22 protein-coding genes are annotated in these 23,891 nt (G+C 28.7%); 2 read left to right on the forward strand and 20 right to left on the reverse strand.

Translation table 11 applies throughout. The features are described from left to right. Positions 1–14: 14 nt before the first annotated feature. From sppA to BWR22_RS08895, 6 genes are all read right to left on the reverse strand, one after another. Positions 15–1,775 (reverse strand): signal peptide peptidase SppA, encoded by a 1,761-nt coding sequence (gene sppA / locus BWR22_RS08870; RefSeq protein WP_076733331.1) that lies wholly within the window; start codon positions 1,773–1,775, stop codon positions 15–17. Between the two features lie 43 nt (positions 1,776–1,818). Further along, a complete protein-coding gene (locus BWR22_RS08875; protein ID WP_076733332.1) occupies positions 1,819–2,904 on the reverse strand; it encodes an AMP-binding protein in 1,086 nt (361 codons plus the stop codon). Between the two features lies 1 nt (position 2,905). Continuing rightward, the gene (locus BWR22_RS08880; protein ID WP_076733333.1) at positions 2,906–3,862 is read right to left on the reverse strand and encodes a CPBP family intramembrane glutamic endopeptidase; all 957 of its coding nucleotides are present in this window, start codon (positions 3,860–3,862) and stop codon (positions 2,906–2,908) included. Positions 3,863–3,864: 2 nt separating this feature from the next. Next, positions 3,865–4,905, reverse strand: coding sequence for an o-succinylbenzoate synthase (locus BWR22_RS08885; RefSeq protein WP_076733334.1), 1,041 nt, complete (start codon positions 4,903–4,905; stop codon positions 3,865–3,867). A 96-nt stretch (positions 4,906–5,001) separates the two neighbouring features. Then, a complete protein-coding gene (gene menA, locus BWR22_RS08890) occupies positions 5,002–5,904 on the reverse strand; it encodes a 1,4-dihydroxy-2-naphthoate octaprenyltransferase (RefSeq protein ID WP_076733335.1) in 903 nt (300 codons plus the stop codon). Positions 5,905–5,913: 9 nt separating this feature from the next. Then, positions 5,914–6,753, reverse strand: coding sequence for a 1,4-dihydroxy-2-naphthoyl-CoA synthase (locus tag BWR22_RS08895; RefSeq protein ID WP_076733336.1), 840 nt, complete (start codon positions 6,751–6,753; stop codon positions 5,914–5,916). 285 nt (positions 6,754–7,038) lie between these two features. On the opposite strand from BWR22_RS08895, the gene BWR22_RS08900 reads away from it, so the two are divergent. Further along, positions 7,039–7,455 (forward strand): hypothetical protein, encoded by a 417-nt coding sequence (locus BWR22_RS08900; protein WP_076733337.1) that lies wholly within the window; start codon positions 7,039–7,041, stop codon positions 7,453–7,455. A gap of 248 nt (positions 7,456–7,703) precedes the next feature. Here BWR22_RS08900 and BWR22_RS08905 read toward each other — a convergent pair whose 3' ends face one another. The 5 genes from BWR22_RS08905 to BWR22_RS08925 all read right to left on the reverse strand — a co-directional run bounded on the left by BWR22_RS08905 (position 7,704) and on the right by BWR22_RS08925 (position 12,473). Further along, positions 7,704–8,534, reverse strand: a complete 831-nt coding sequence (locus tag BWR22_RS08905; protein WP_076733338.1) for a CvfB family protein — start codon at positions 8,532–8,534, stop codon at positions 7,704–7,706. A 144-nt stretch (positions 8,535–8,678) separates the two neighbouring features. Further along, on the reverse strand, positions 8,679–9,020 hold the full coding sequence (locus tag BWR22_RS08910; protein ID WP_076733339.1) for a DUF2853 family protein: 342 nt from the start codon (positions 9,018–9,020) through the stop codon (positions 8,679–8,681). A 120-nt stretch (positions 9,021–9,140) separates the two neighbouring features. Then, positions 9,141–10,889, reverse strand: a complete 1,749-nt coding sequence (gene menD, locus BWR22_RS08915) for a 2-succinyl-5-enolpyruvyl-6-hydroxy-3-cyclohexene-1-carboxylic-acid synthase (protein ID WP_076733340.1) — start codon at positions 10,887–10,889, stop codon at positions 9,141–9,143. Positions 10,890–10,928: 39 nt separating this feature from the next. Further along, positions 10,929–12,044 carry a chorismate-binding protein gene (locus tag BWR22_RS08920; RefSeq protein ID WP_076733341.1) on the reverse strand — a complete coding sequence of 372 codons (1,116 nt, stop codon included), beginning with the start codon at positions 12,042–12,044 and terminating at the stop codon, positions 10,929–10,931. 3 nt (positions 12,045–12,047) lie between these two features. Further along, on the reverse strand, positions 12,048–12,473 hold the full coding sequence (locus BWR22_RS08925; RefSeq protein WP_076733342.1) for a PaaI family thioesterase: 426 nt from the start codon (positions 12,471–12,473) through the stop codon (positions 12,048–12,050). Between the two features lie 48 nt (positions 12,474–12,521). Between BWR22_RS08925 and BWR22_RS08930 the strand changes: the two genes are divergently transcribed. After that, positions 12,522–13,154 (forward strand): alpha/beta hydrolase, encoded by a 633-nt coding sequence (locus BWR22_RS08930; RefSeq protein ID WP_076733343.1) that lies wholly within the window; start codon positions 12,522–12,524, stop codon positions 13,152–13,154. Positions 13,155–13,394: 240 nt separating this feature from the next. On the opposite strand, the gene BWR22_RS08935 is transcribed toward BWR22_RS08930, so the two are convergent. The 9 genes from BWR22_RS08935 to ade form a co-directional block, all read right to left on the reverse strand. After that, the gene (locus BWR22_RS08935) at positions 13,395–13,586 is read right to left on the reverse strand and encodes a hypothetical protein (RefSeq protein ID WP_076733344.1); all 192 of its coding nucleotides are present in this window, start codon (positions 13,584–13,586) and stop codon (positions 13,395–13,397) included. 139 nt (positions 13,587–13,725) lie between these two features. Continuing rightward, on the reverse strand, positions 13,726–14,997 hold the full coding sequence (locus BWR22_RS08940) for a hypothetical protein (RefSeq protein WP_076733345.1): 1,272 nt from the start codon (positions 14,995–14,997) through the stop codon (positions 13,726–13,728). Positions 14,998–15,085: 88 nt separating this feature from the next. Next, complete coding sequence (locus tag BWR22_RS08945; RefSeq protein ID WP_076733346.1) at positions 15,086–16,033, reverse strand: NAD(P)H-dependent flavin oxidoreductase; 948 nt, start codon at positions 16,031–16,033, stop codon at positions 15,086–15,088. 99 nt (positions 16,034–16,132) lie between these two features. Beyond that, positions 16,133–16,972: a sensor histidine kinase gene (locus tag BWR22_RS08950; protein WP_083678261.1), complete on the reverse strand. Its 840-nt coding sequence runs from the start codon at positions 16,970–16,972 to the stop codon at positions 16,133–16,135. 833 nt (positions 16,973–17,805) lie between these two features. Next, positions 17,806–18,312, reverse strand: a complete 507-nt coding sequence (locus tag BWR22_RS08960; RefSeq protein ID WP_076733348.1) for a hypothetical protein — start codon at positions 18,310–18,312, stop codon at positions 17,806–17,808. A gap of 852 nt (positions 18,313–19,164) precedes the next feature. After that, complete coding sequence (locus tag BWR22_RS08970; RefSeq protein WP_076733350.1) at positions 19,165–19,527, reverse strand: hypothetical protein; 363 nt, start codon at positions 19,525–19,527, stop codon at positions 19,165–19,167. A 75-nt stretch (positions 19,528–19,602) separates the two neighbouring features. Further along, complete coding sequence (locus BWR22_RS08975; RefSeq protein WP_076733351.1) at positions 19,603–21,141, reverse strand: YifB family Mg chelatase-like AAA ATPase; 1,539 nt, start codon at positions 21,139–21,141, stop codon at positions 19,603–19,605. A 124-nt stretch (positions 21,142–21,265) separates the two neighbouring features. Then, a complete protein-coding gene (locus tag BWR22_RS08980; RefSeq protein WP_076733352.1) occupies positions 21,266–22,225 on the reverse strand; it encodes a YheT family hydrolase in 960 nt (319 codons plus the stop codon). Further along, entirely contained in the window at positions 22,226–23,848 is a 1,623-nt protein-coding gene (ade, locus tag BWR22_RS08985; RefSeq protein WP_076733353.1) for an adenine deaminase, read from the reverse strand. It abuts the gene before it with no gap. Positions 23,849–23,891: the final 43 nt, after the last annotated feature.

Consider the following 23,891-nt stretch of genomic DNA (forward strand, 5'->3'; position numbering starts at 1 on the left):
ATTATATAATAATTCTATTTAATTTCTGTAGCAAATGGAAACATAAGCTGTATTCCTTTTTGCTTAGTCATTGCTTTTACTTCTTGGAGAATTTTATAATTTTCGTCACCTAATTCTTCTTTTATTAAATCTTCTTTAGATTGTATTAAGCCAAAACCTTGTAGCATTTTGTCTAAATCTTTTTCAAATATCGGATATTCGGTGGTCATGTAATCTTCTATTTCAACAAGCTCTGCAGCATATTTTATAGCTTCGTCTAAACCTCCTAATTCGTCAACCAAACCATTAGTAACTGCATCTACTCCTGTCCAAACACGACCTTGAGCAATATTATGTACGGCTTCTTGAGTCATGCCACGACCTTGTGCTACTCTATTTGTAAACAAATCGTAAACAGAACTTATACTCTCTTTAATAAAAGCACGTTGTCCATCGTCCATAGGTTCGAAAAAGCTGTAAGTAACTGCGTTTTTATTTGTAACTACTTGTTCTGCATTAATTCCCCATTTATCTGCTAAGCCTTTAACATTTGGCAAGGTTCCAAATACACCTATACTTCCAGTTATTGTTGTAGGTTCTGCAAATATTTTATTTGCATTACACGCTATATAGTAACCTCCAGAAGCAGCAACATCTCCCATAGAAACTATAACTGGTTTTACTTTTTTTGTTAGGTCTACCTCTCTCCATATAAGTTCGCTGGCTAAAGCACTTCCTCCTGGAGAGTTTACTCTTAAAACAATAGCTTTAATTTTATCGTTATTTCGTGCTTCTTCTAACGCTTTATTTACAGCACCCTGTCCCACATAGGTTTCGTCTCCTTCACCATAAAAAATTTGACCTTCAGTATAAATTACTGCTATTTTATTTTTTATTGAATATGGTTTTTTATTGGCTGCATAACTAGCATAATCTTCAATTTCTACAGTATTTAACTCATCATTATTATTTATTCCTATATTATTTTTAATGCTGTTTAAATATTCGTCGTGATATGCAATTTTATCTATTAACCCAGATTTTAAGGCTAGTTCTGGTGTTCTTGACTCTAAATTTTCTGCGATAGTGTTTAGGGTTTCTGTAGAAATATTTCTGCTAATTGAGATGTCTTTTTTTATTTCGGTCCAGATACCATTTAAATAGGCACTTATTTGTTCGCGATTATTGTCGCTCATTTCATTTTCAAGATACGGCTCGACAGCACTTTTATATTTGCCTAATCTTACAACTTCCATTTTTATTCCAGATTTTTCTTGAAAGTCTTTAAAATATAAACGCTCTGTAGATAATCCTTTAAACTCAATTAAACCAACAGGATTTAAAAATAACGTATCTGCTACAGAATTTAAATAGTAATCTTTTTGAGAATAAATATCTCCATAAGACATTATAAATTTTCCAGATTCTTTAAATCTTACAAGAGCATCTCTTAACGCTTTTGTTTGCGAAACACCAGCCATAATAAAATTATTATCTATAGAGATTCCTTTAATTTTATTATCTGTAGCGGCATAATCTATGGCATAAATTAAATCGAAAAGGCCATTTTTTTCGTCTGTATCTAAAAATGGATATTCTTTAAAAGTTGTTTTTGCTGCATAATCTTTTATTGGAAAATCGAGTTTAAGCTCTAAAATAGAATTGTCTTTAACAACCACAGCCTCTTTTGAAGATGAGCCAAAAAGCATTCCTATAATTATTAGAAAACCAAAACAGATAAATAGAAATACAAAAATTCCAATTACTGTAGAGAATACACGTTTTATAAAATTCATAATTATTAATTTTTATACATTAGTCCAACCTTTAATTAGATTGTTACAATTTGAAGCTACTTTTTAATAACTGTAATGTTTTTTTACGTTGAATTTTACCTGAAGAAGTTTCTAAAAACTTATTTATAAAATAGATTTTTTTGGGTTTAGAATAATTTTCTAAATCGTTAAACATAGTATCTTTAAAAACAATCTCTTCTCCTTCAACAACAATAATTACACGTTCTCCTAGAATATCGTCTTTTTCTGAAGCTATAAAAAAGCGTCTGTTAATTTTATTACTTAACTTGTTTTCTACCTGCTCAGGAAACACTTTAACTCCACCAGAATTTATAATATTATCTGCTCTACCTAACCACTCAAAAGTTTTGTTAGAATGTAATTTAACAACATCGTTTGTTACAATTTCAGAGTCTGATAAAAGTGGTGCGTTAATTATTAAGCAATTATTATTAGTAGTAGTTAGTGTAATAGATGGTAATGCTTTAAATGCTTTACTTTGAGGAATATTAGGTAAGAAATTGTTAAGTTGCTTAACTGCAATATGCGAAACAGTCTCAGTCATACCATAAGTTTCGAAAACAGTAGTTTTTAAATCTTGTATTTTAAATATTAAATTTTCTGAAACCTTTGCTCCACCAATTATTAGCGTTTTTATATTGGAAACAATATCTAAATTTGCTTTTAACTGTAAAGGTACCATAGCAGAAAAATGGTATGTATTAGATTGATTTATTTTTAATTTTATTTTAGGTTCTATACAATCTAACTCTAAACCAGTGAGCATAGCACGAACTAACATCATTTTACCTGCAATATAATGTGCTGGCAAGCATAATAAAGCCTTGTCTCCTGGTTGTAATTTAAAAAAAGATTTTGTTGCAAAAGCAGAATTAATCATTCTTTGTTTGCTAAAAGTAATTGTTTTAGGTTTACCTGTAGATCCTGAAGTTTTTAAATTTATACTCTCCTTATCGTTAAGCCAATCTTTTAAAAAAATTCCTATATGATTTTTAAATTCTTTATCCGAATTTATTAAGGTTTCACTAAGTTCTTTAAGCTCATTAGAAGTATATTTTTTTCCATTGAACTTAAAATTACTATGTATTTTACTATAGTGTGGAATCAATTTAGTCTAAAATTTTATAGTTTTCTTTAACAGGTTCTTCTATTTTACCAAATAGTTTTTGGTTCCAGTTTTTCCATTTATAAACTTTAGCAAAAATTAGAATGAAGATTGGAAAAATTATAAATACTGGTAAAACAATATCATAAAACCCAATTCCTGGATCTGATACATCTTTAAGTATAGAATGTGTTTGTAATACTGTCCAATCTGCCGAAACTAATAATGCTCCAAATAAATTATTTGCTGCATGAAAACCTAATGCTAGCTCCATACCTTCGTCCATAAGTGTAATAATTCCTAAAAAAAAACCGGTACCAATATAATATACCATTACAGTGTAACCTAACTTACTTACTTCGGGATTAAAAACATGCATACCACCAAATATTAAAGAAGTTAATACTAATGGAAACCACCTGTTTTTAGCCAAAGCTCCAAAACCTTGCATTAAATATCCTCTAAAAACATATTCTTCTGTACTTGTTTGGATAGGTATAAAAAGTATTGCAATTACTGCTAAAATTAAAAAACGTTTTAATTCAAAATTCCAAACATAATCTTCGGGTGCTGCATAATAGTCTAATAAAACCATTCCAGACGATATAATACCCCAAAAGAAAAAGGCAAACAAAATGCGTATAAAATCTATTTTTTTTCTAGCTGTAGTTAACTCTTTAATAGTTTGTTGGTGTAAATATTTAACAACAATAAATAATGCTACCAAAGCAAACCCAAAAGAAAGTAACAATAAAAATAAATTTAGGTTTGGTTCTAAAATTGTCATTAAATCTGATTCTGACATTTCAAAAACAGAACCACCGCTTTTCATTGCTTTAAATAGTGCAGCTAATGTAAAAGGAATTTGACCAATACCTGAAGCTATTATAACAATTATAGATCCTACTATATATCTCCAAAAATCATGTTTAACTTTAAAAACTTGTTGTATATAATTCATTTTTATAACTTAAAATTCCATTTATTATTATTACTATTATTGTATTCTAAAGTACCATTAGTTACATTTAGAGGTGATTGAAAGTTGTTAGTAAATAAACTTCCAGTGCCTAAACCTTGAGGCATTTTATTTTGCTTTAAATATGTGTATTGGGCAATTGCGCTTAAACCAACATTGCTCTCTAAAGCACTTGTTATCCACCAACCTATATTTTGTTTTTCTGCGATACTTATCCACTCATCGCTACCTGAAAAACCACCTATAAAGCTAGGTTTTAAAATAATATATTGTGGTTTAATTGTTTGTAATAATGTGTGCTTTTTATTTGTTGAAAATACGCCTATTAATTCTTCGTCTAGCGCTATTGGTAATGGAGTTTCCTCGCATAATTTAGCCATTTCTTGGTATTGTTTTGGCTTAATAGGTTGCTCTATAGAATGTAGTTTAAATTCACTAAGTTTCTTTAATTTTTCTAAAGCATGTTCTGGACTAAAAGCTCCATTAGCATCGACACGTAATTCTATATCAGTTTCACTAAAATGATTTCTTATTCCTTTTAATAAACCTAACTCTGTCTCAAAATCTATTGCACCAATTTTAAGCTTTATGCATTTAAAACCGGCCTTAATTTTATCTTGAATTTGTTGTTTCATGAAAGCTTCATCACCCATCCAAATGAGTCCATTTATAGGGATTGATGCTTCATTTTTTGTAAATTTAGATGGAAATAAGTTAAAATTATCTTCAGCATTATAAGATTTAAAAGCCATTTCTAAACCAATTTGTATACTTGGAAATTCAATATTTTTATCTAATAAAAACATTAATCCTTTATCTATGTTTTTACAAGTATACTTAAGTTGATCTTCGTAATCTGGTCTGTCATCTACAGACAATCCTCTTAAAATACCACATTCGCCAATGCCATAATTATTTTTGTCTTCAATAATTAAAAACCATGTTTCTTTAGTTTTTAAAATACCTCTAGATGTACCGCTAGGCTGTTTAAAATTGAGAATATATTTTTGATAGGTTGCCTTCATTTACTTTTAATAATTAGAAAAATAAAGCTATTATTTAATTTATACATTAATATACGCCATTATAACTAATGGTATTTAATATATAAAGTAAATGTTTTACAATAAATGTCCGATACCTAATAATAAAGCAAAAAGCACTGTTGATAATGCCAATTTTTTTAATTCAGGATCAAAATCTTTTAAATTAGTAATATTATTAACTCTTTTTAAATGTAGTATTAATGGAATATATGCAACAAAAAAGATTAAGTTAAATACTGAAACATAATATAATATTCCAAATATAAATGAAGTTACAATAGCTGTAATTATTAAAAAATTATGATATTTTTTAGCTTTAATTTTTCCTAATTTAACAGCTGTGGTTATTTTATTACTCTTTAAATCGCTTTCAATATCCCTCATATTGTTTAAATTTAAAACACCTGCACTAAATAAACCTATAGAAATTGCTGGTAAAAATGTAACATGATCTATTTGTTTTGCAAATAATATATAACATCCTAATACACTAACAATTCCAAAAAATAAAAATACATAAACATCTCCTAATCCTCTATAACCATAAGCTTTACTACCCATTGTATATTTAATTGCAGATCTTAAAGCAAATACAGCTATACCAAGAAACAATATTGCTAGCAATAAGTGTTTTGAGCCAAAAGCAGAGATTATTAGTCCCACTGTAAGGCCTATACTAATTAAGATGTTTATTTGTATAGCATGAAGCATTTTTTTAGGAGAAATATTGCCACTTTGTATTGCACGCTCTGGTCCTATTCTATCTTCATTATCTGTTCCTTTTTCTGCATCACCATAATCGTTTGCTAAATTGGATAATATTTGAAAACTGATAGTTGTAGCAATTGCTAATAAAAATATTTGCCAACTAAAAAAACCATTATATTCTGCTAGACATCCTGCAACAATGATACCTGCAAGAGAAAGTGGCAATGTTCTTAACCTAATTGCAGATAACCAATTTGTAATATTCTTCATTAATATATTTTATGGAATCCACTGTTTTGGGAAATTAGGCTTTCTTTTTTCTAGAAAAGCATCTCTACCTTCTTTAGCCTCATCTGTCATGTATGCTAAACGTGTTGCTTCTCCAGCAAATACTTGTTGTCCAACCATTCCATCATCTGTTAAATTCATTGCGAATTTAAGCATTTTTATAGATGTTGGAGATTTTGCTAAAATTTCTTGAGCCCATTGGTAGGCTGTAGTTTCTAATTCTTCGTGAGGAATAACAGCATTAACCATACCCATTTCGTATGCTTCTTGTGCAGAATAATTTCGGCCTAAAAAGAAAATTTCTCTAGCCTTTTTTTGACCTACCATTTTAGCCAAATATGCAGACCCATAACCTCCATCAAAACTTGTTACATCTGCATCTGTTTGTTTAAATATAGCATGCTCTTTACTCGCTAAAGTTAAATCGCAAACCACATGTAAACTATGTCCGCCACCAACTGCCCAACCTGGTACAACAGCAATTACTGCTTTAGGCATAAAGCGAATAAGACGCTGTACTTCTAAAATATTTAATCTATGGTAACCATCTTCTCCTACATAACCTTGATGTCCACGAGCTTTTTGGTCTCCTCCAGAACAAAAAGAGTAAATTCCATCTTTAGTAGATGGACCTTCTGCAGATAATAAAACAACACCAATATTTGTATCTTCTTGAGCATCGTAAAACGCATCATACAATTCTTTTGTTGTTTTTGGTCTAAATGCGTTTCTTACATTTGGTCTATTAAAGGCAATTCTAGCAACACCATTACTTTTATTGTATGTTATATCTTCGTAGTCTTTGGCTTTAACCCATTTTATTTCACTCATAATATGTATTATTCAAAATTTTTTAAAAATACATAATTTTACGTAGTCTAAGCACTCGTTTAATTACATAATTAATTAACAAATATAACTTTTTGAATATCAATACTATAATTTAAAATCTTATAAATAAATTGAAATTTACGTAAGAAAAAACTTTCTTTTATTGTTTTTAAACGTTATAAAATTACACTTAAACCTTAATGGTGATTAATAATTATTAAAAAAGTAGAATTTTAAAGCTTAAAAATACATTTGTATTGTTATTAATCTATAAATTTCTTTAAAATGAAAATAACCGACTCTCCTTATTATAAAAAAGTGGTTGAAACCCATCATCTTGATATTGGCAATTTTTATTTTTTTGAAAACATGGCAGTCTCAGAAGTTAATGAAGGTGCTCATTTAGATTTATCTAATACTCAAAAGTTACTAAAAATTACTAATTCTTTTTATAAAGGGAAACCTTTTAGTCACGTTTCTAATAGAATTAATAAATACTCGGTATCTCCAATAGATTTTGCTAACTACTGCAAATCTTTAGAAAATGTTGAATCTTTTGTTGCTATTATTTATAATAATTATTTTGATGAAATGAATACCCAAATAGAAAAACATTTTATTAAAAAACCATATTACGTTACAGATAATTTAAATGATGTTTTTTTATGGAAATCAAAGAATTTAAAAAATTTGAGTGCATAAAATTTCCTAAACTAAACTAGCAAAAACTGTTATTTTATTAAAAAAAATGGTTAGCAGTTAAAAAATATAACCAACTAAAAATCAACAAACTAATTGTTTTTATATTAAGTATTAATTAAAAACTATAAAAGACAACACATTTATAATAATTGTATAATAACTACTATATGTAACCCTTAAATCTATTTTAGTAGAAAGCTGTTTTTGTTTTAACTAACAAAACAGCTTTTTTTAGTTTAAGAGAAAATTTAAACTAAACGAATACCTTCATTTTCTATAGTAATTTGCTTTTGCTTATAAAGTGTACCAATAGCTTTTTTAAAGTTTTTTTTGCTCATTTCTAAAGTTTCTTTAATTGCTTCTGGTGAAGATTTATCGTGCAATGGTAAGAATCCCGAATTATCTTCTAATACTTCTAAGATTTTTTTTGCGTTAGGTTCTATATTTCTATATCCTATTTGGCCTAAAGTAATATCTAATTTATTACCAGGACGTATTTTTTTAACAATACCTTTAATATGGTCACCAATACTTAATTCTTGAAAGATATTATCTTTAAAAATTAAGCCAGTATGTTTATTATTTACAATTACATTCATACCAAAATCACTAGGATGCGACACTATTAAATCTACCTCTTCAAACTCACTAACGGTTAGTTGCTCGTTACTTAAAAACCTATTAGTTTTACTTGTGGCAACTAATCTTTCGCTTTTTTCATCTAAATAGCAATGCACTAAATACCAACCTCCTTTTTTCATAGGAAAAGCTTGTTCTTTAAATGGGCAAAATAATTCTTTTACCATTCCCCAATCAAGAAAAGCGCCAAAATCATTTACTGCATTACATCTTAAAACAGCAAATTCTCCTTTAGTAATATATGGTTCGTCTGTAACTGCAACCATACGTTCGTTATTGTCTAAATAAATAAACACTTCTACGTCATCACCAACTTTAAAAACGTCTTCAACATAACGATTAGGTAATAACACTTCATTACCTTCTTCATCTCCCAAAAACATACCTGGTTCGGTATCTCTAAGTATTTCTAACGTATTAAATTCTCCTATATTTATCATATTGCAAAAGTACTAATATTAATAGTTATATATTTTCTTTTATTTAATAAAGTGAATTTATATTATTAAAATTCTAAAATAATTTACAAAAAAAAAGCACTACAAATATATTATAGTGCTTTTAGAATTTTATTGAAAAAAAATCTATTTGTAAACAGATTCTTTTTTAAAATGTTTAGCTAGTAAATAGTAAACAACTGCTCTATATTTATTTTTATTAGAACGCCCATAAGTTTCCATTACAGAATCTATAGCTTTATCTAAATCTGCAGAATCGCTTAAACCTAATTTTTTGATTAAAAAATTGTTTTTTACTGTATCTAACTCGCTTTGATCCGAACCAGATACTGTTGCTGCGTCTTTATTGTAAATAGAAGGTCCACAACCAATTGTAACTTTTGTTAAAAAATCCATATCTGGAGTTGTACCACATTTGTCTTTTAAATCTGCAGCATACTTAGCTATCAAATCGTCTCTTTTGCTCATAATTTTAGTTTTAAGTTGTATTAATTTCTTTTTAAATATACGTTTTTTTTAAACCAATAAAATTAATGGCTAAACAAAAAATTATTAAACTATCGATAAACGGAAAAAACTATCGGTTAATTACTTTATTGCTTTAAAATAATTAAGAAGGATATCATCGTTTTTTGTACTAGGTGTAAATACTTCTAACAATTTTGGTTGTCTTGTTTCGCTATAAAAATCATCTAACGCTATAGACAGCTCACTTTCGTTTGTTGCTTTGGCATAATTTATACCATACATATTGCATAATTGCTTTGATGTGAGCTTGTGTTTTGTTTCGAAAAAAGTATCAAAATTAGTAGTGTTTTTGTGGCCTGGAAGAATTCTAAAAATACCTCCACCTCCATTATTAACAACTATAATTCTAAAATTATTTGGAATGTAATTATTCCATAAGGCATTACTATCGTAAAAGAAACTTAAGTCGCCTGTTATAAAAGTAGTTTGCTGCTTAGATGCTAAAGCTGCTCCTATTGCTGTACTTGTACTACCATCTATACCACTTGTTCCTCTGTTACAAAAAACATTTATATCATTTTTTAAATCGAAAAGTTGCATGTATCTAATAGCAGAACTATTTCCTACTTGTAATTGAGAATGATTTGGTACGGCTTTTAATATTATGTCGAAAGCCTTAAAATCACTAAAAGGTATATTTTTTATATATTTTTCATGATTTTCTCTTCTACTATTAAAGGCTTCTAACCATAAAGCATTGTAATTACTTTCTACTTTATTTGTTAAAGGTGAAAACGCTTTAAAAAAGGTGTTTATAGGTGCAGAAAACACTTTTTGCAATGCAAAAAAAGTATCGTTTGCATTATGTTCTCCAATGTGCCAATGTGCTTTTATATTACAATCGCGTAAGAATTTTTTAATTTTTTTAGATACTACCAATCCTCCAAAAGTTAATAGTATATCTGGTTTTAATTGATTAAGTTCTTGAGTATTTAAAGCTGCTATTAATTTATCTATTCCTGGAATAAAACGTTCGTGATGAATATTTGAAGTTGTTTCGGTAAGTACTAAAACACTATTATCTTGAGCTAAAAAATCGAGATATTTTTGTTCTACTGTATTTGGCTGGTTAACACCTACTAAAACTAACTTACGTTTTGAAGAATTCCAAAGCGAAATATAACTACTTAAATCTTCTATTATATTTTCTTTTTTCTCTAAAGAAAACGCTTTTGGTTTTACTGATGGTTCATCTACTATATCGTATAAAGGCTCATTAAAAGGAATATTTATATGTACTGGTCCTTTTTGTAAAACAGAAATATTTATAGCCTTATTTATCTCTTCTTCGTTGTATTCCTGTATTTTTTCCTGTAAAACTGTATAGTTTAGAGATTTTTTATCTGTATTTTTTAATATTGGTAACTTCTCTTTTTGCAGTGCATTATCTTCAGCTAAATCTTCTTTTAAATTTGCAGAATATAAAATATGATTTTTATAAATATTCTCTTGATTTATTGTTTGCCCATCACCTATTCCTATTAAATACTTTGGTCGGTCTGCACTTAAAACAACAACAGGAATATTACTATAAAACGCCTCTGCAATAGCAGGATAATAATTTAATAAAGCACTTCCCGAAGTACAAACAACAGCAACTGGTTTCTGTATTTGCTGAGCAATACCTAGTGCAAAAAAAGCAGCACACCTCTCGTCTACAATACTATAACATTTAAAAAAAGGATCGTGTGTAAAACCTATAGTTAATGGTGCATTTCGGCTACCAGGAGATAATACAATATGTTGTATATTTTTAGCTTTACAAAGCTGAACAACGGTTTGAGCGAGTGGAATTTTTGGGTGTTTCATCTAAGGTACAAAAATACAAAATAGGCTTTTTAAATAGAATTAAAATAAAACCTTTTTCATTGTTTGAGCTTTATTTGCAGTTTCTTCCCACTCATCTACTGGAACAGAATCTTTTGTTATTCCGCCTCCAACATAAAGTTTTGCTTTAACATCTGTTAATTGCATACAACGTAAATTTACATATAAATTTGTTACTGTTTTTATAGATGTATAAACGTTATTTTCAACATTTCTACGGTTAGTATTTCTTGATGTTTTTTCTTTATTATTTATTTCTCCTAAAAAACCAGTGTAAAACTCACGATTATAATTTTCGTTTTCCAAAATAAATTTTTTGGACTTTTCTTTAGGCAAACCACAAACGGCTGGTGTAGGATGTAAAGCATTAACTACCAATTTTAAATTAGAATTTAAAGTTCCAGATATTTTAGTTTGTAAATGCAATAATTTTCCTGCCTTTACAGTCTCTACATCTAATACTTTTAAGCTACTAACTAACTTATTTAAATTATCTACTATAAAATTGGTTACTAATTGTTGTTCTTCCTTTTCTTTTGGCAGCCAAACAGGCTTTAAATTATCTACATATTTTTGTGTTCCTGCTAATGCCATTGTGGTAAATCTATTACCTGTTACTGTTAGTAGAGTTTCTGGAGTAGCGCCTAACCATAAGCCTATTTTTGGGTGATACCAACAATATACAAATGCAGATTTATAATGCGACAATAGTCTTTTAAATAATTGTATAGGATTACTTTCTTTAAGTAAAAATTCTTCTTCTCTAGAAATTACAACCTTTGTTAAGTGGTTGCTTTTTATAGTTTGTATTGCTTTTTCAACAAGATTAATATGAAAACTTTTTGTTTGAGGTAAAGTTTCTAATTCTATTTTATTAGAATATTCTTCAGGTTTAAGATCTATAAAATTAGATTGAAGTGCTACAGACTCTAAAAAAGGAATTAAAACTGTTTTTTTCTCTGAATTAAAAGGCGAAAACACGAAACCATTTTCTGTTAAATTTTCTGAAGTGTAAACTGTATCGTTATTTTGAAACAAACCTTTTACAACCAAAGTATTTGGTTTTCGATATATTACAAATGGTAAAGCATCGTCAAATTGATTTTGAGCAGATTTTAAAAACTCTTCCTGAGACATTTACTACTTTTTTTTGGGTAATGAAATTGTAGAAAGTCTACAAATAGAAATTAAATTATCGGCCTCATCTGTTACCCTAATATCTAATAATTGTGTGGTTCTGCCTTTATGTAAAAAGGTGGCTTTTGCATAAACAAATCCTTCTTTTATACTTTTTAAATGGTTTGCCGTAATTTCTAAACCACGCACAAACATATTTTCTGTATCTGTAAAAATATGAGATGCAAAACTACCTACACTTTCTGCCAATGCTGCGGTTGCTCCGCCATGTAAAACGCCGTCTGGCTGATGCACTTTAGGTGTTACAGGCATTCTTGCAACAAGGAAATCTTCACCAAAATCTATCATTTCTATATTTAATGTTTCCATTAAGGTGTTTTTACTTGCAATATTTGCTTGAGCTAGCATTTCGGTTTTAGTAAGAGTCATCTATTTACTGTATTTTTATAACTTCAAAAATACGAAACAAAACACGCAATGCAATCTACCCAAAAGGAAATATTTTATACTACTACAAAACCTTATTCTACTTTAAATAAACTTACAGAAAAAACTAAAAACGTTTGGTTTGTTTGCCATGGTATGGGCTATTTAAGTAAATATTTTATTAAATATTTTAAAAATTTAAATACTGAAGAAAATTATATAATAGCGCCACAAGCACCAAGTTTATATTACCAAAAAGGTTTTAAACATGTTGGCGCCAGCTGGTTAACTAAAGAAAACACTTTAACTGAAACAGAAAATATAATGAGTTATTTTGATGCTGTTTTAGCTGAAGAAAAAATACCTAACCATATAAACCTTATTGTTTTAGGTTATTCTCAAGGTGTTAGTGTAGCAACTCGTTATATAAAAAACAGACAATTACAATGTGCGCAATTAGTTTTACATTCTGGCGGAATACCAAAAGAGTTAGTTGCTAACGATTTTAAACATTTAAAAGCGAAAGTATCTTTAATTTATGGTACTGAAGATGAATATTTAAATGAAGAACGTATTGCTTACGAAACAAGTCGTGCAAATGAGTTGTTTGGAAAAGATGTAAACATTATTGCTTTTAAAGGAAAGCATGTTGTTAATGTTGATATTATTAATGGATTGGTTTAGTTGGTGTTTTTAGAAAGTTTGTTTAACGTGTTTGTGTATGGTTAGTTGCGTGTTTGTGAGCGAGGATTTTCCGAAGGAAAATCAGAAGCTAGCAAACGAGCAACTAACATTGGTTTAGTATAAAACTAGCATTTTTTTATATACGGTGTTGCCATTTCGTTATTTTTTTTCTTACAGTTTTGGTCAGTCGTTTTTTAGTTCCGCAAACTTTTTGAAATCCGTTTGAGTGATAAAATCCGATTATTTATTTTCTTTGATTACTGAATTATAAATTGGTTTTAAAAGTCCAGTTATTGTAATAAATCCGATTACAACAATTAGGCGATGTTCTTTAAAAATATTTTCTGAATATAAATCAGTTAATGAAATTATTAAAACAGCTAAACTTGAAATCCAAAATAAAGCAATGATAATTAGAATAATTTTTTTCATAATAACGAGTTGTTTTTAAATTCAGATTTAGAGTGCGTTCCGCAATGAATGACAATGTTCCGCCTTGATATGAAATCGTTTTAATGTTTTATAACAGACGTTAAACAAAGTTAGCTTAATGGTTTGAGAAAGGAAAATCTTAATTACAATCAAAACATTGCAGGAGTTCCTTTGGTAAGGCTAAATCTTCAGAGCCTTTTAATGCTTCAGTTAGTAAACCTTTTTCGTCTATTATTTTTTTAAATGCCTTAGCATAGTCGACTAAGTCTGTGCGTCTTGCTTTAATAGTGCTAATAATATCTTGTCCATCTAACGCTCTAATGTTTTTAGGCCAAACATTTAGCGCTTTATTTAGCACATCGTCGGTTAATAATTCTTGAAGTTTTTTTGCTTCAGTTATAAATATATCTTCATTTGTATTAAACAGAAAATACCTATCGAAAGGATATACTAATCCTGGTAAAAAATCGATTTCTTTTTCAAAATCTTGTAATTCTGGAATAACATATTTATTAGATAAAATGGAAGGAATTAGTCCTTCACTTTTAAAAAAAGCATTGTCTCTATCTCCTGCTAGTGGTATTGCTGTGTAATTATTATTGTTTTTTTGTAAAATCCATCCATATTGTTTTGCATGCCTGTCCCAATCTCCAATTAAAAAATCGAATAAGCGAACACGAATTAAAACTGATTTGTCAATTACAATACTGTTTTGCGATTTTAGTTTTAGTTCTTGTAAATTATCTGTTTCTACAATTTCGCTTACATTTTTATAGTTTGTCCAGTTTGTTTCTCCTTCTGTTTCATATTCTAAAAGATACAAACGGTTTCCGTATTTTAAATTAAATGTTCCTAACGCTTCTTGTTTAGGAACAAACACAACTTGAGGTTCTGTACTTAGTATTTTAGCTCGTTTTGCTAATGCTGCAGATAAAATAGAACCATAGGGATGTTGTGCAGAAATTCCATCGACAATAATATTTTCTAACCCAAAGGTTTTGGCAAATTCTGGAATTAATTTTTTTGGATCTTTATTAATTCCTCTTAAAGTATATTTAGTTCCATTTTTAGAGAGCAGTTTTATAGAGTGTGTTTGCTTTCCTCCTCCTTCTTTTAAAATTTTTAAACCACCTTTTAAAGAATCTAAAAAAACTATTGGCACTTTTATAGGTGCTTCCCATGCTTTTCTATATTGTTCGCCTTGCATGAGCGTTTTAATATTATTAGCCTTATATAATGTACTTGCAGAAATTAAAACAGAATCTATATTTTTAAAATTAATAGTTTCAATATTATTAATATTTAAGAGTTCTCCTTTTTTAAAAGTTTTTTCTGTACTAGACAACGACCAATAAAGTAGCGATATAAATATTGCCACTAAAACTATAATACCAATTCCTATTTTTTTCATTTTTTATTAGAGGTTTCTCTAGCTACAAAATAAAAAATAATACAAAAAGAAAGCTTGTTTTTTACGTTGTGTTTTTAACTTAAAGAAATTAATTAACCAACTTAGCTATAATAGCTTTTACCGGTAAAATGGCTTTTGTATGTTCTATACTTGGTCCTGCAACCCAAACCGTTTTGTAGGTGGCTTTTTTAGCTGCTTTTTCTGTGGCTTTCATTCCTATTGAGAAACGAATCATTTTAACCCACTTTTTAAGTTTTTTATTTTTGTTTAAAAGAGATTCTATCCAAGATTCTTTAGTGCCAATTTTTTGTACATATGGTGTATTAATAACAGTACAAGGTGTTCCAGAAATTCGCTGTGTCATTATAATATCTTTTGCACCATAATCTACACAAGCTTGCTTATACTCGTCTGTTACATTAGCTTCTACAGATGCTATAAATGGACTTCCTACGCTAACTCCTTCTGCTCCATAACTTAACATTTTATCTATATCTGCTTTACAACCAACACCTCCAGCTGATATTACAGGAATACTTAATGCTTTACTTAATTGGTTTGTTAATTCTTGCGGAGATAAATTACCTCTATGACCTCCTGCTTCGTTATTAACTGCAATGGCAGCATCTGCACCAAGACTTTCTACTTTTTTTGCAAAACGTAAATCTGTAACATCACAAAACACTTTAATTCCTGCTTTATGTGCTTGTTTTATTGTTTCTTCTGGACTACCTAAAGAGGTTATAATAAAATCGCAACCTTCATTACAAATCACTTCTAATTGTGCTTTATATTTTGGGTTAGATTTATTTACAATTAAATTAAAGCCAAAAGATCCTCCTTCTACTTTATTTGCTTTTAATTGTTTTATTGCATCTCTTAACTCTTCTAATGTTCTATAATTAAGCGCTGGTATACAACCTGCAATTCCTCCTTTCATTGCTTCTGTAACCATTGATACATTAGAAACCAAAAACATTGGTGCTTGAATTATTGGATATTTTATATTTAGAATTTGTGTGAGTTTAGTTTGCATTTTAAAATATTATTTAAACAAATATAACTATTAATTTATTATGCGTGCATAGTTTTTTTAGATAAATTATACTTTTAATATTCTAAAAATTTAAAGGTATTAAGAGAATTCGGTTTTATTATTAAAAGGATATTTTAATTCTAGTTTTGTGCCTTCACCAACTTTAGAAGTTAAATGGTAAGTGGTATTAATTAATTCTGCACGGCTTTTCATGTTTAATAATCCTGAACCTTTTTTTACCGAATCCATATCGAAACCTTTACCATCATCGCTAGCAATAATATTAAGGTAATCGTTTGAGTAGTCTAATTTAACAATTAGATTTTTAGCTTCTGAATATTTTACGGTGTTCGAAAAAAATTCTTGAAGAATTCTAAATACTATTATTTCGTGTTTTTTATTTTCGAATGGAATTATTTCTCCTTTTACAAGTAGTTTTGCTGTGGAGAATTTCATTTTCTTTAATCTATTTAATTCGTTTTCAATAGATTGCTCGAAACCAATATTTAAAATCACTTCGTTATTTAAACTTCGAGATAACATTCTTACTTCTTTTAAACTCTCTTTAACGGTACTTGCTGCCTCAGAAAAGTTTTCTTTTATATCATCTCCAATCATGGTTTTTAAAATGTTCATTTGCATACTTGCTGCTGCTAACATTTGTCCTACGTTATCATGTAGCTCCCAACCTATGTTTTTTAGGGTTTGTTCTTGTATTTCTGTTTGTGCATTGGAAAGTTCTGCATCAAAAGCTTGTTGTTGTTTAATTTTATCTAATAATAATTTGTTTTTTCTTTTTTGAAAAACAATAAAAAATAAAATAACTAAAGATGTAATTATTACTAATATTACAATCATGTAAATTAGTAAATAACGTTCTGCTGCTGTAGTTTTTTTTAGCTCTTGAAATATTATATAAACAAATAGTTGATTACTCATTTTTAGGTTTTATTTTATATTCTCTTGGTAAATTAAATATTAGCAAAAATTGGTGCTTAAGTATTTATTTTAATAGTTCTAGTAAAAATTTATTTATTCATTTTTTAATCGACGTATATTGCTTTGTTTTAGAGACTATTAAACCTAAAGTAAATGTGGTATACATAAACACTATTGCAAATAGATATATTTGCCATTTTAAAACTATAAACTCCCAATCAGCATCATAAAAATAAATCTCATAAAATGTCATAGGCGTTATTATTAACCAAAATAATAAAACACCTATACTTATATAAAAACTAATTGATCTATAAAAATATAGTATCTGGTTAGATTTTAAAAGTTCAAAATAATAACTAAAAACTAAAAATAGTATTAAAGCTAAACTAAGTAAATCTATTATTTTAATAAATCCGTATTTAAGAGAATTCCAATTAAAAATTAATAAAAAGAAAGAAAATATAATAAAAAGAAAAGTGAGTATTTTTATATATTTTTTAATAGTTAAACTGTTTGAAATTTTAAAAAAATAAAATGAAAAAAAAATTGGAGCTCCTATAATCCAAAAAATTTGATACCACCAATAATTTTTTACAAATACAGTATTTTTTAAACTATTTAAAAATGTATGAAAAAAATTATTATTAATTAGCTTTGTATAATTGCCAAAATTTTCAACAAATACTGCATATAGTAAAAAATAAATAAAAAATATTGCAGCTGTACCTTTATACTTTTTATAATAAAAAATACCTGTAACAGCTGCTATAATTTCTACTCCTTTTGTAATATTACCAAAATTATTTTGAATAAATGATTCCATCTAAATTTTACTGAGGATAGTTTCCTCCAGGTGGTGTACCATTCTGTCCCATATTTAAAGGATCTCCACCTGGGATATCTCCACCGTTACCAGCTCTTCTTGCAGATCCTCCTTTTATAGAATCTTGCACAATCTCACTAGATGTTGGCACCATAAACATAGTTGTGTAACCTACTACTCCATTTTCGGTTTTGTAAGCACCTAAATATACACGTAAACCATCCATAGCATAACCTAATTCTCTACTTTGGTTTTCGGCATAATCTAAATAGTTTCTTATATCTTCTAAAGACCACCAAGATGAGCGATTATCTGAACGGTCTACAATTGAATCGCTAATAAGCGCATGTCTAGAGTTGTATTGTTCGTCTAAAATAGCGGCTTCCGATGGTGTTATTACTCCTCTAGGTTTTGTTATTTCAACAGCGCCTAAATTTTCTGTTTTACAGCAAAAAAAATACATTATTAATGCTCCAATAATTAAGCCTAATACTAAGGTAAATAAGTTTTTCATTTTTAGTTTTTTTAAGGTTAGATTTAGCAAAAGAATTTTACTAATTTTTAATTTGTATTGTTAAGAATAAATACAAGATTACATGATGAATTTAGTTTTATAAGTTAATAGCGCACTAAAAGTAACAAAAAAAAATGATTAAGTAATTTTTTCTGGTTCCGAGACTATAAAACCTATTATAAAAAGTGTATACATAAAAAAGTTTACAAATAAATAAATTTGCCATTGCAAGAATATAAAATTCCAATCTGAATTATTAAAATACAAATCGAAAAAAACTAAAGGAGTAATTATTATCCACCACAAAAATATACCTATGGTAATGTAAAAATATATAGATTTAAAAAAATATATTATACGATTATTTAATAACAACTCTAAAAAATATAGAATACAACAAAGCAATATTATAAGTGCTCCAAAAATTTGAACAACAGGTAATAATTGGTTAAATAAAGCATCTAAATTTAAAGCTGCATAACAAAAAGAAACAACTGCAAACACCCACGTAGCATACTTTAAAATTCTTTTAAATTTTAGACTAACTAGTATTTTTTGATAAAAAATTGAAAATAAAATAATAACAACTATATCGTATGCAATAGTAAACCACCAATAATTTTTTCTAAATATTGAATTGTAAATTGGCTTTAAAAAATTAAATGTATTATAATATAATGGATAACTGCCAACATACTCTATAATTAATAAACCAATTAAAATTTTAATAAAGAAAGTAACTGGAGTGTTTTTAAATTTTTTATAAGATAAAATCCCAGCAATTACTGCTGTTATAATAATTAGTTTTATTATAAGACTATAGTTATTTATTAAAAAAAAATCCAAATCTGTTTAATTTGGATATCCCTGATTAGGAGGTACACCTACTGCACCTCTATCCATACCATCTGCATCTGGTATATCTTGGTTATTACCTTTACCATCATCTTTGGTTGGAACCATAAAAATTGTTGTTAAACCTTTTTTATCTTCTTCTGTTGTTTCAACTCCTAAATAAAAACGTACTCCATTTACATTAGAGTTATCCTCTTTAATTTGCTTTAGAAAATTTTCCATATCTTCTAGTGAATACCATGATGAACGGTTGTCTGGTTTACCTGCAGCAGTTTCATTGGCATCGGCTCTTAAATTTGTCCAATTATCGTTTAATTCTTTAGCTTTTGCAGCTGTAATCATTCCTTTTGGTTTAGGCATAATTTGTTAGTTAAGTTTTTTGTGATTTTAAAATTTAAAGGAAATATTAATATAAAATTCTATAAAAATTATCGTTTAGCCTAGCCAGCCTTCTCTATCTAAGCTTCTGTATTGAATGGCTTCACTAATATGGCTTCCGTTTATTTGTTTTTCACCTTCTAAATCGGCAATTGTTCTAGATACTTTTAATATTCGATCGTATGCTCTAGCCGAAAGGTTTAAACGTTCCATAGCTGTTTTTAATAGCGTTTTAGAAGCATCATCTAATTTGCAATGAGCTCTAATATGTTTTACATGCATTTGTGCATTATAATGTACAGTTTCTGAGTCTTTAAAGCGCTCTGTTTGTATTTCTCTTGCCTTAGTTACACGTTTTCTAATATCTATAGATGCTTCTCCTTTACGCTCATCGGATAATTTTTCAAATGGTACAGGAGTTACTTCTATATGTATGTCTATTCTGTCTAATAAAGGTCCAGAAATTTTGCTTAAATAGCGTTGCATTTCTGCAGGACTTGAGGTTACAGGAGAGTCTGGATCGTTAAAATAACCACTCGGGCTTGGATTCATGCTGGCTACCAGCATAAAAGAAGAAGGATAGGTAACAGTAAATTTTGCTCTAGAAATAGTAACTTCTCTGTCTTCTAATGGCTGTCGCATGACCTCGAGAACTTCTCGTTTAAATTCTGGCAACTCGTCTAAAAACAAAACACCATTATGGCATAACGAAATTTCACCAGGTTGCGGATAACTTCCGCCACCAACTAAAGCGACGTTAGAAATTGTATGGTGTGGACTTCTAAAAGGCCTTTGTGCCATTAATCCAGAATCTGCTTTTACTCGCCCAACTACAGAATGTATTTTAGTGGTTTCTAAAGCTTCTTTTAAAGACATTGGTGGCAAAATACTTGGCAAACGTTTTGCTAGCATTGTTTTTCCAGCTCCAGGAGGACCAACCAAAATTATATTATGTCCGCCAGCTGCTGCAATTTCCATACAACGTTTTATTCCTTCTTGACCTTTAACATCTGCAAAATCAAAATCTGGATAATCTAAATTTTTATAAAATTCTTCGCGTGTATTAATTATGGTTTGCTCTATCTCTTCTCCTTTATCAAAAAAATTAATAACCTGCTTAATATTTTCAATACCGTAAACTTTTAAATCGTTTACAATAGCAGCTTCTTTTGCATTTTGTTTTGGTAAAATAAAACCTTTAAAGCCTTCTTCTTTAGCTTTTATTGCTATTGGTAAAGCACCTTTTATAGGCTGTAAACTGCCATCGAGAGATAATTCTCCCATAATTAAATACTCTTCTAAGTTATTTGCTTGTATTTGTTTTGATGCAGCAAGAATACCTACAGCTAAAGTTAAATCGTAAGCAGATCCTTCTTTACGTAAATCGGCAGGCGCCATATTTATAGTAATTTTTTTTCCTGGAATTTTATATCCATTATTTTGTAATGCTGCAGCAATACGATAATTACTTTCTTTTATAGCATTATCTGGAAGCCCGACAAGATGATAACCTATTCCTGAATCTACATTTACTTCCACAGTTATTGTGGAAGCTTCAACGCCAAATACAGCACTTGCGAAAACTTTTTTAAGCATAAAATGGTTGGTTTAGGTACTAAATGTAAGGAAAATTCTTCCAATCTATTATAGTTGAAAGATTTAAACTAGTAATTACAACTATTTTAAATCGCTAATAAAGTAATTTAGGTACTATATAAATTTATAATTCTCGTATAAACTCAAGCATTCTTTTTTCGGAATAATAAGTATTATTAATGTCATAAAATCCTACGTGTCCACCATATTTAGGCATTTCTAAATGCAAATATTTATTTTCTTTTGCAGCTTCTATTGGATAACATTCTTTAGATAGGAAAGAATCATTTTGTGCATTAATTAATAATGTAGGTATCTTTATATTTTTTAAAAACTGAAGGCTACTCGATTTTTCATAATAATCGAATGCATCAATAAAACCATGCGCTCTTGAGGTATAAATATCATCAAAATCCTGAAGCGTTTTTACAGATTTTAAATCTTCATCATTAATATTCTCTGGAAATAGTTTGTGTTTTTCCTTTAGCTTATACCTTAAATCTTTTAAAAATTTATTAGAATAAAAATAATTCTCTTTAGACATTAAGCGCTTTAAAGAACCTTTTAAATATACAGGAACTGAAACCGTAACTGCGCCTTTTATCGCTTTTGGAATTTGATTATTTTCTCCTAAATATTTTAATATTACGTTTCCACCAAGACTAAAACCTTTAAGAAAAATAGTATCGTAATTAAATTTATTTGTAATATGTTTTATCACCGAAGCTAAATCATCTGTTTTACCAGAATGATACGATTGAAAATTAGTATTAACTTCTCCACTACAACCTCTAAAATTAACACAAACAGCATCTATATTATTTTTATTTGCCAATTTAGCAGAGCCTAACATATAATGGCGTTGGGCATTTCCTTCTAAACCGTGTAAAACAATTAACAGTTTGTTTGTTTTCTGTTTTGCATAACTCCAATCTAAGTCTAAAAAATCGTTATCTGGTAATGTAATTCGTTCTCGTTTTTGAGTTATACCATCTACTTTTCTTAACAGTCCAGAATATATAGTAGAAATATGTCCATTTCTAAATATAAATTTAGGCTTATATGTTGTGCTTAGTATAGGCATTTAGCTTGCTTCTAGTTTTGTAAACTTAAAATTTTTACCATTAAATAAACCTTTATCGCTTAATTTTAATGCTGGAATTACAAGTAAAGCCATAAAAGATAATGACATATAAGGTGCATTAAGTTTACTACCCATTTGCTTTGCCATTTTATCGAGTTGGGCATACTGTTTACCAATAGTTTCGCCATCTTTATCGCTCATTATTCCCGCAACTGGTAGTGCTACAGTTTTCTCTCTGGAAGTGCTAATTGCACATATTCCACCTTTAGCGTTAACAATAGCATTTACTGCTTTACAAATGGAAGCATCATCTACTCCAACTGCAATAATATTATGTGAATCGTGACCAACAGAACTTGCTATTGCTCCTTCTTTTAATCCAAAGTTTTTTATAAAAGCAATTGCTGGTTTTGCATTATTATAACGGTTTACAACCGTCATTTTTAAAACATCGTTTTCTGTATTAGAGATTAAGTTTCCGTTTTTAATAAGACTGTCTGCAATAATCTCATTGGTTACTAACTCTCCATCATTACATTCTATTACACGAATTTTTTGTGCTGAAGATTCAAACCTAAAATCTGAAACTTCTTTTTTATCACAATTAAAATTATTTAAATTTTTAAAAGTGACATCTTTAATATTTACTTTACCAAATTCGTAAACCAACTCACCATTAATATAGGTTTGCAGTGTTTTAAAGTGTTTTAAATCTTCTACAATAATACAATCTGCGTTATCTCCAATTTGTAAAGTACCTACATCTAAATTATAATGCTTTACAGGATTTAAACATGCAACTTGTAGCACCTTAAAAACATCTAATCCTCTTGCAACTGCTCTGGCGCATAACTGATTAATGTGACCTAAAAGCAAATCGTCTGGATGCTTATCGTCACTACAAAACATCATATTTTCAAAATATTCTGGTAATAAATCTATTAAAGCATTAAAGTTTTTTGCAGCACTTCCTTCGCGAATAATAACTTTCATTCCTTTTTGAAGCTTTTCTAAGGCTTCGTTATAAGTAAAACATTCGTGATCTGTAGAAATACCTGCAGCAATGTATTTAGTAATATCGTCTCCTCTTAGTCCAGGTGCATGACCATCAATAGGCTTATTATTATGTTTTGCCCAAGCTATTTTTTTAAGCACTTCTTCATCATCAAATAGTACTCCAGGATAATTCATCATTTCGGCAAGATATTTTATATCGGGATTTGCCATTAATGTTTTTATAGCTTCACTATCTATTACAGCTCCAGCAGATTCAAAACTAGTTGCAGGAACGCAAGACGGTGCTCCAAAATTAAACTTAAATGGTGTTTGCTTTCCGTTATCAATCATAAATTCTACACCTTTAACACCAAGTACATTTGCTATTTCATGAGGATCACTTACTGTTGAAACAGTTCCATGACGCACAGCTAGTTTGGCAAACTCACTTGGTACCAACATAGAGCTTTCTATATGTATATGAGCATCTATAAAACCAGGTAAAATATAGTTGTTATTGCTATGTTTTTTTTCTGTTATAGCAACAATTTTTCCGCCTTCTATTATTATTTCACCTTTATATATACGCTGCTTTTGTATATCTACTATGTTACCTTGAAGTTTCATATTACTATAATGTTTATACTAAAATATTAAATATGCAAAAAAG

It is taken from the genome of Lacinutrix venerupis (assembly GCF_001971745.1).
Classification (GTDB): domain Bacteria; phylum Bacteroidota; class Bacteroidia; order Flavobacteriales; family Flavobacteriaceae; genus Lacinutrix; species Lacinutrix venerupis.

Bases quoted from the DNA above. Each gene is read 5' to 3' on its own strand.
- sppA (WP_076733331.1), bottom strand. From the start codon at position 1,775: ATGAATTTTATAAAACGTGTATTCTCTACAGTAATTGGAATTTTTGTA.
- BWR22_RS08880 (WP_076733333.1), bottom strand. From the start codon at position 3,862: ATGAATTATATACAACAAGTTTTTAAAGTTAAACATGATTTTTGGAGA.
- BWR22_RS08885 (WP_076733334.1), bottom strand. From the start codon at position 4,905: ATGAAGGCAACCTATCAAAAATATATTCTCAATTTTAAACAGCCTAGC.
- menA (WP_076733335.1), bottom strand. From the start codon at position 5,904: ATGAAGAATATTACAAATTGGTTATCTGCAATTAGGTTAAGAACATTG.
- BWR22_RS08895 (WP_076733336.1), bottom strand. From the start codon at position 6,753: ATGAGTGAAATAAAATGGGTTAAAGCCAAAGACTACGAAGATATAACA.
- BWR22_RS08900 (WP_076733337.1), top strand. From the start codon at position 7,039: ATGAAAATAACCGACTCTCCTTATTATAAAAAAGTGGTTGAAACCCAT.
- BWR22_RS08905 (WP_076733338.1), bottom strand. From the start codon at position 8,534: ATGATAAATATAGGAGAATTTAATACGTTAGAAATACTTAGAGATACC.
- BWR22_RS08910 (WP_076733339.1), bottom strand. From the start codon at position 9,020: ATGAGCAAAAGAGACGATTTGATAGCTAAGTATGCTGCAGATTTAAAA.
- menD (WP_076733340.1), bottom strand. From the start codon at position 10,889: ATGAAACACCCAAAAATTCCACTCGCTCAAACCGTTGTTCAGCTTTGT.
- BWR22_RS08920 (WP_076733341.1), bottom strand. From the start codon at position 12,044: ATGTCTCAGGAAGAGTTTTTAAAATCTGCTCAAAATCAATTTGACGAT.
- BWR22_RS08925 (WP_076733342.1), bottom strand. From the start codon at position 12,473: ATGACTCTTACTAAAACCGAAATGCTAGCTCAAGCAAATATTGCAAGT.
- BWR22_RS08930 (WP_076733343.1), top strand. From the start codon at position 12,522: ATGCAATCTACCCAAAAGGAAATATTTTATACTACTACAAAACCTTAT.
- BWR22_RS08935 (WP_076733344.1), bottom strand. From the start codon at position 13,586: ATGAAAAAAATTATTCTAATTATCATTGCTTTATTTTGGATTTCAAGT.
- BWR22_RS08940 (WP_076733345.1), bottom strand. From the start codon at position 14,997: ATGAAAAAAATAGGAATTGGTATTATAGTTTTAGTGGCAATATTTATA.
- BWR22_RS08945 (WP_076733346.1), bottom strand. From the start codon at position 16,033: ATGCAAACTAAACTCACACAAATTCTAAATATAAAATATCCAATAATT.
- BWR22_RS08950 (WP_083678261.1), bottom strand. From the start codon at position 16,972: ATGAGTAATCAACTATTTGTTTATATAATATTTCAAGAGCTAAAAAAA.
- BWR22_RS08960 (WP_076733348.1), bottom strand. From the start codon at position 18,312: ATGAAAAACTTATTTACCTTAGTATTAGGCTTAATTATTGGAGCATTA.
- BWR22_RS08970 (WP_076733350.1), bottom strand. From the start codon at position 19,527: ATGCCTAAACCAAAAGGAATGATTACAGCTGCAAAAGCTAAAGAATTA.
- BWR22_RS08975 (WP_076733351.1), bottom strand. From the start codon at position 21,141: ATGCTTAAAAAAGTTTTCGCAAGTGCTGTATTTGGCGTTGAAGCTTCC.
- BWR22_RS08980 (WP_076733352.1), bottom strand. From the start codon at position 22,225: ATGCCTATACTAAGCACAACATATAAGCCTAAATTTATATTTAGAAAT.
- ade (WP_076733353.1), bottom strand. From the start codon at position 23,848: ATGAAACTTCAAGGTAACATAGTAGATATACAAAAGCAGCGTATATAT.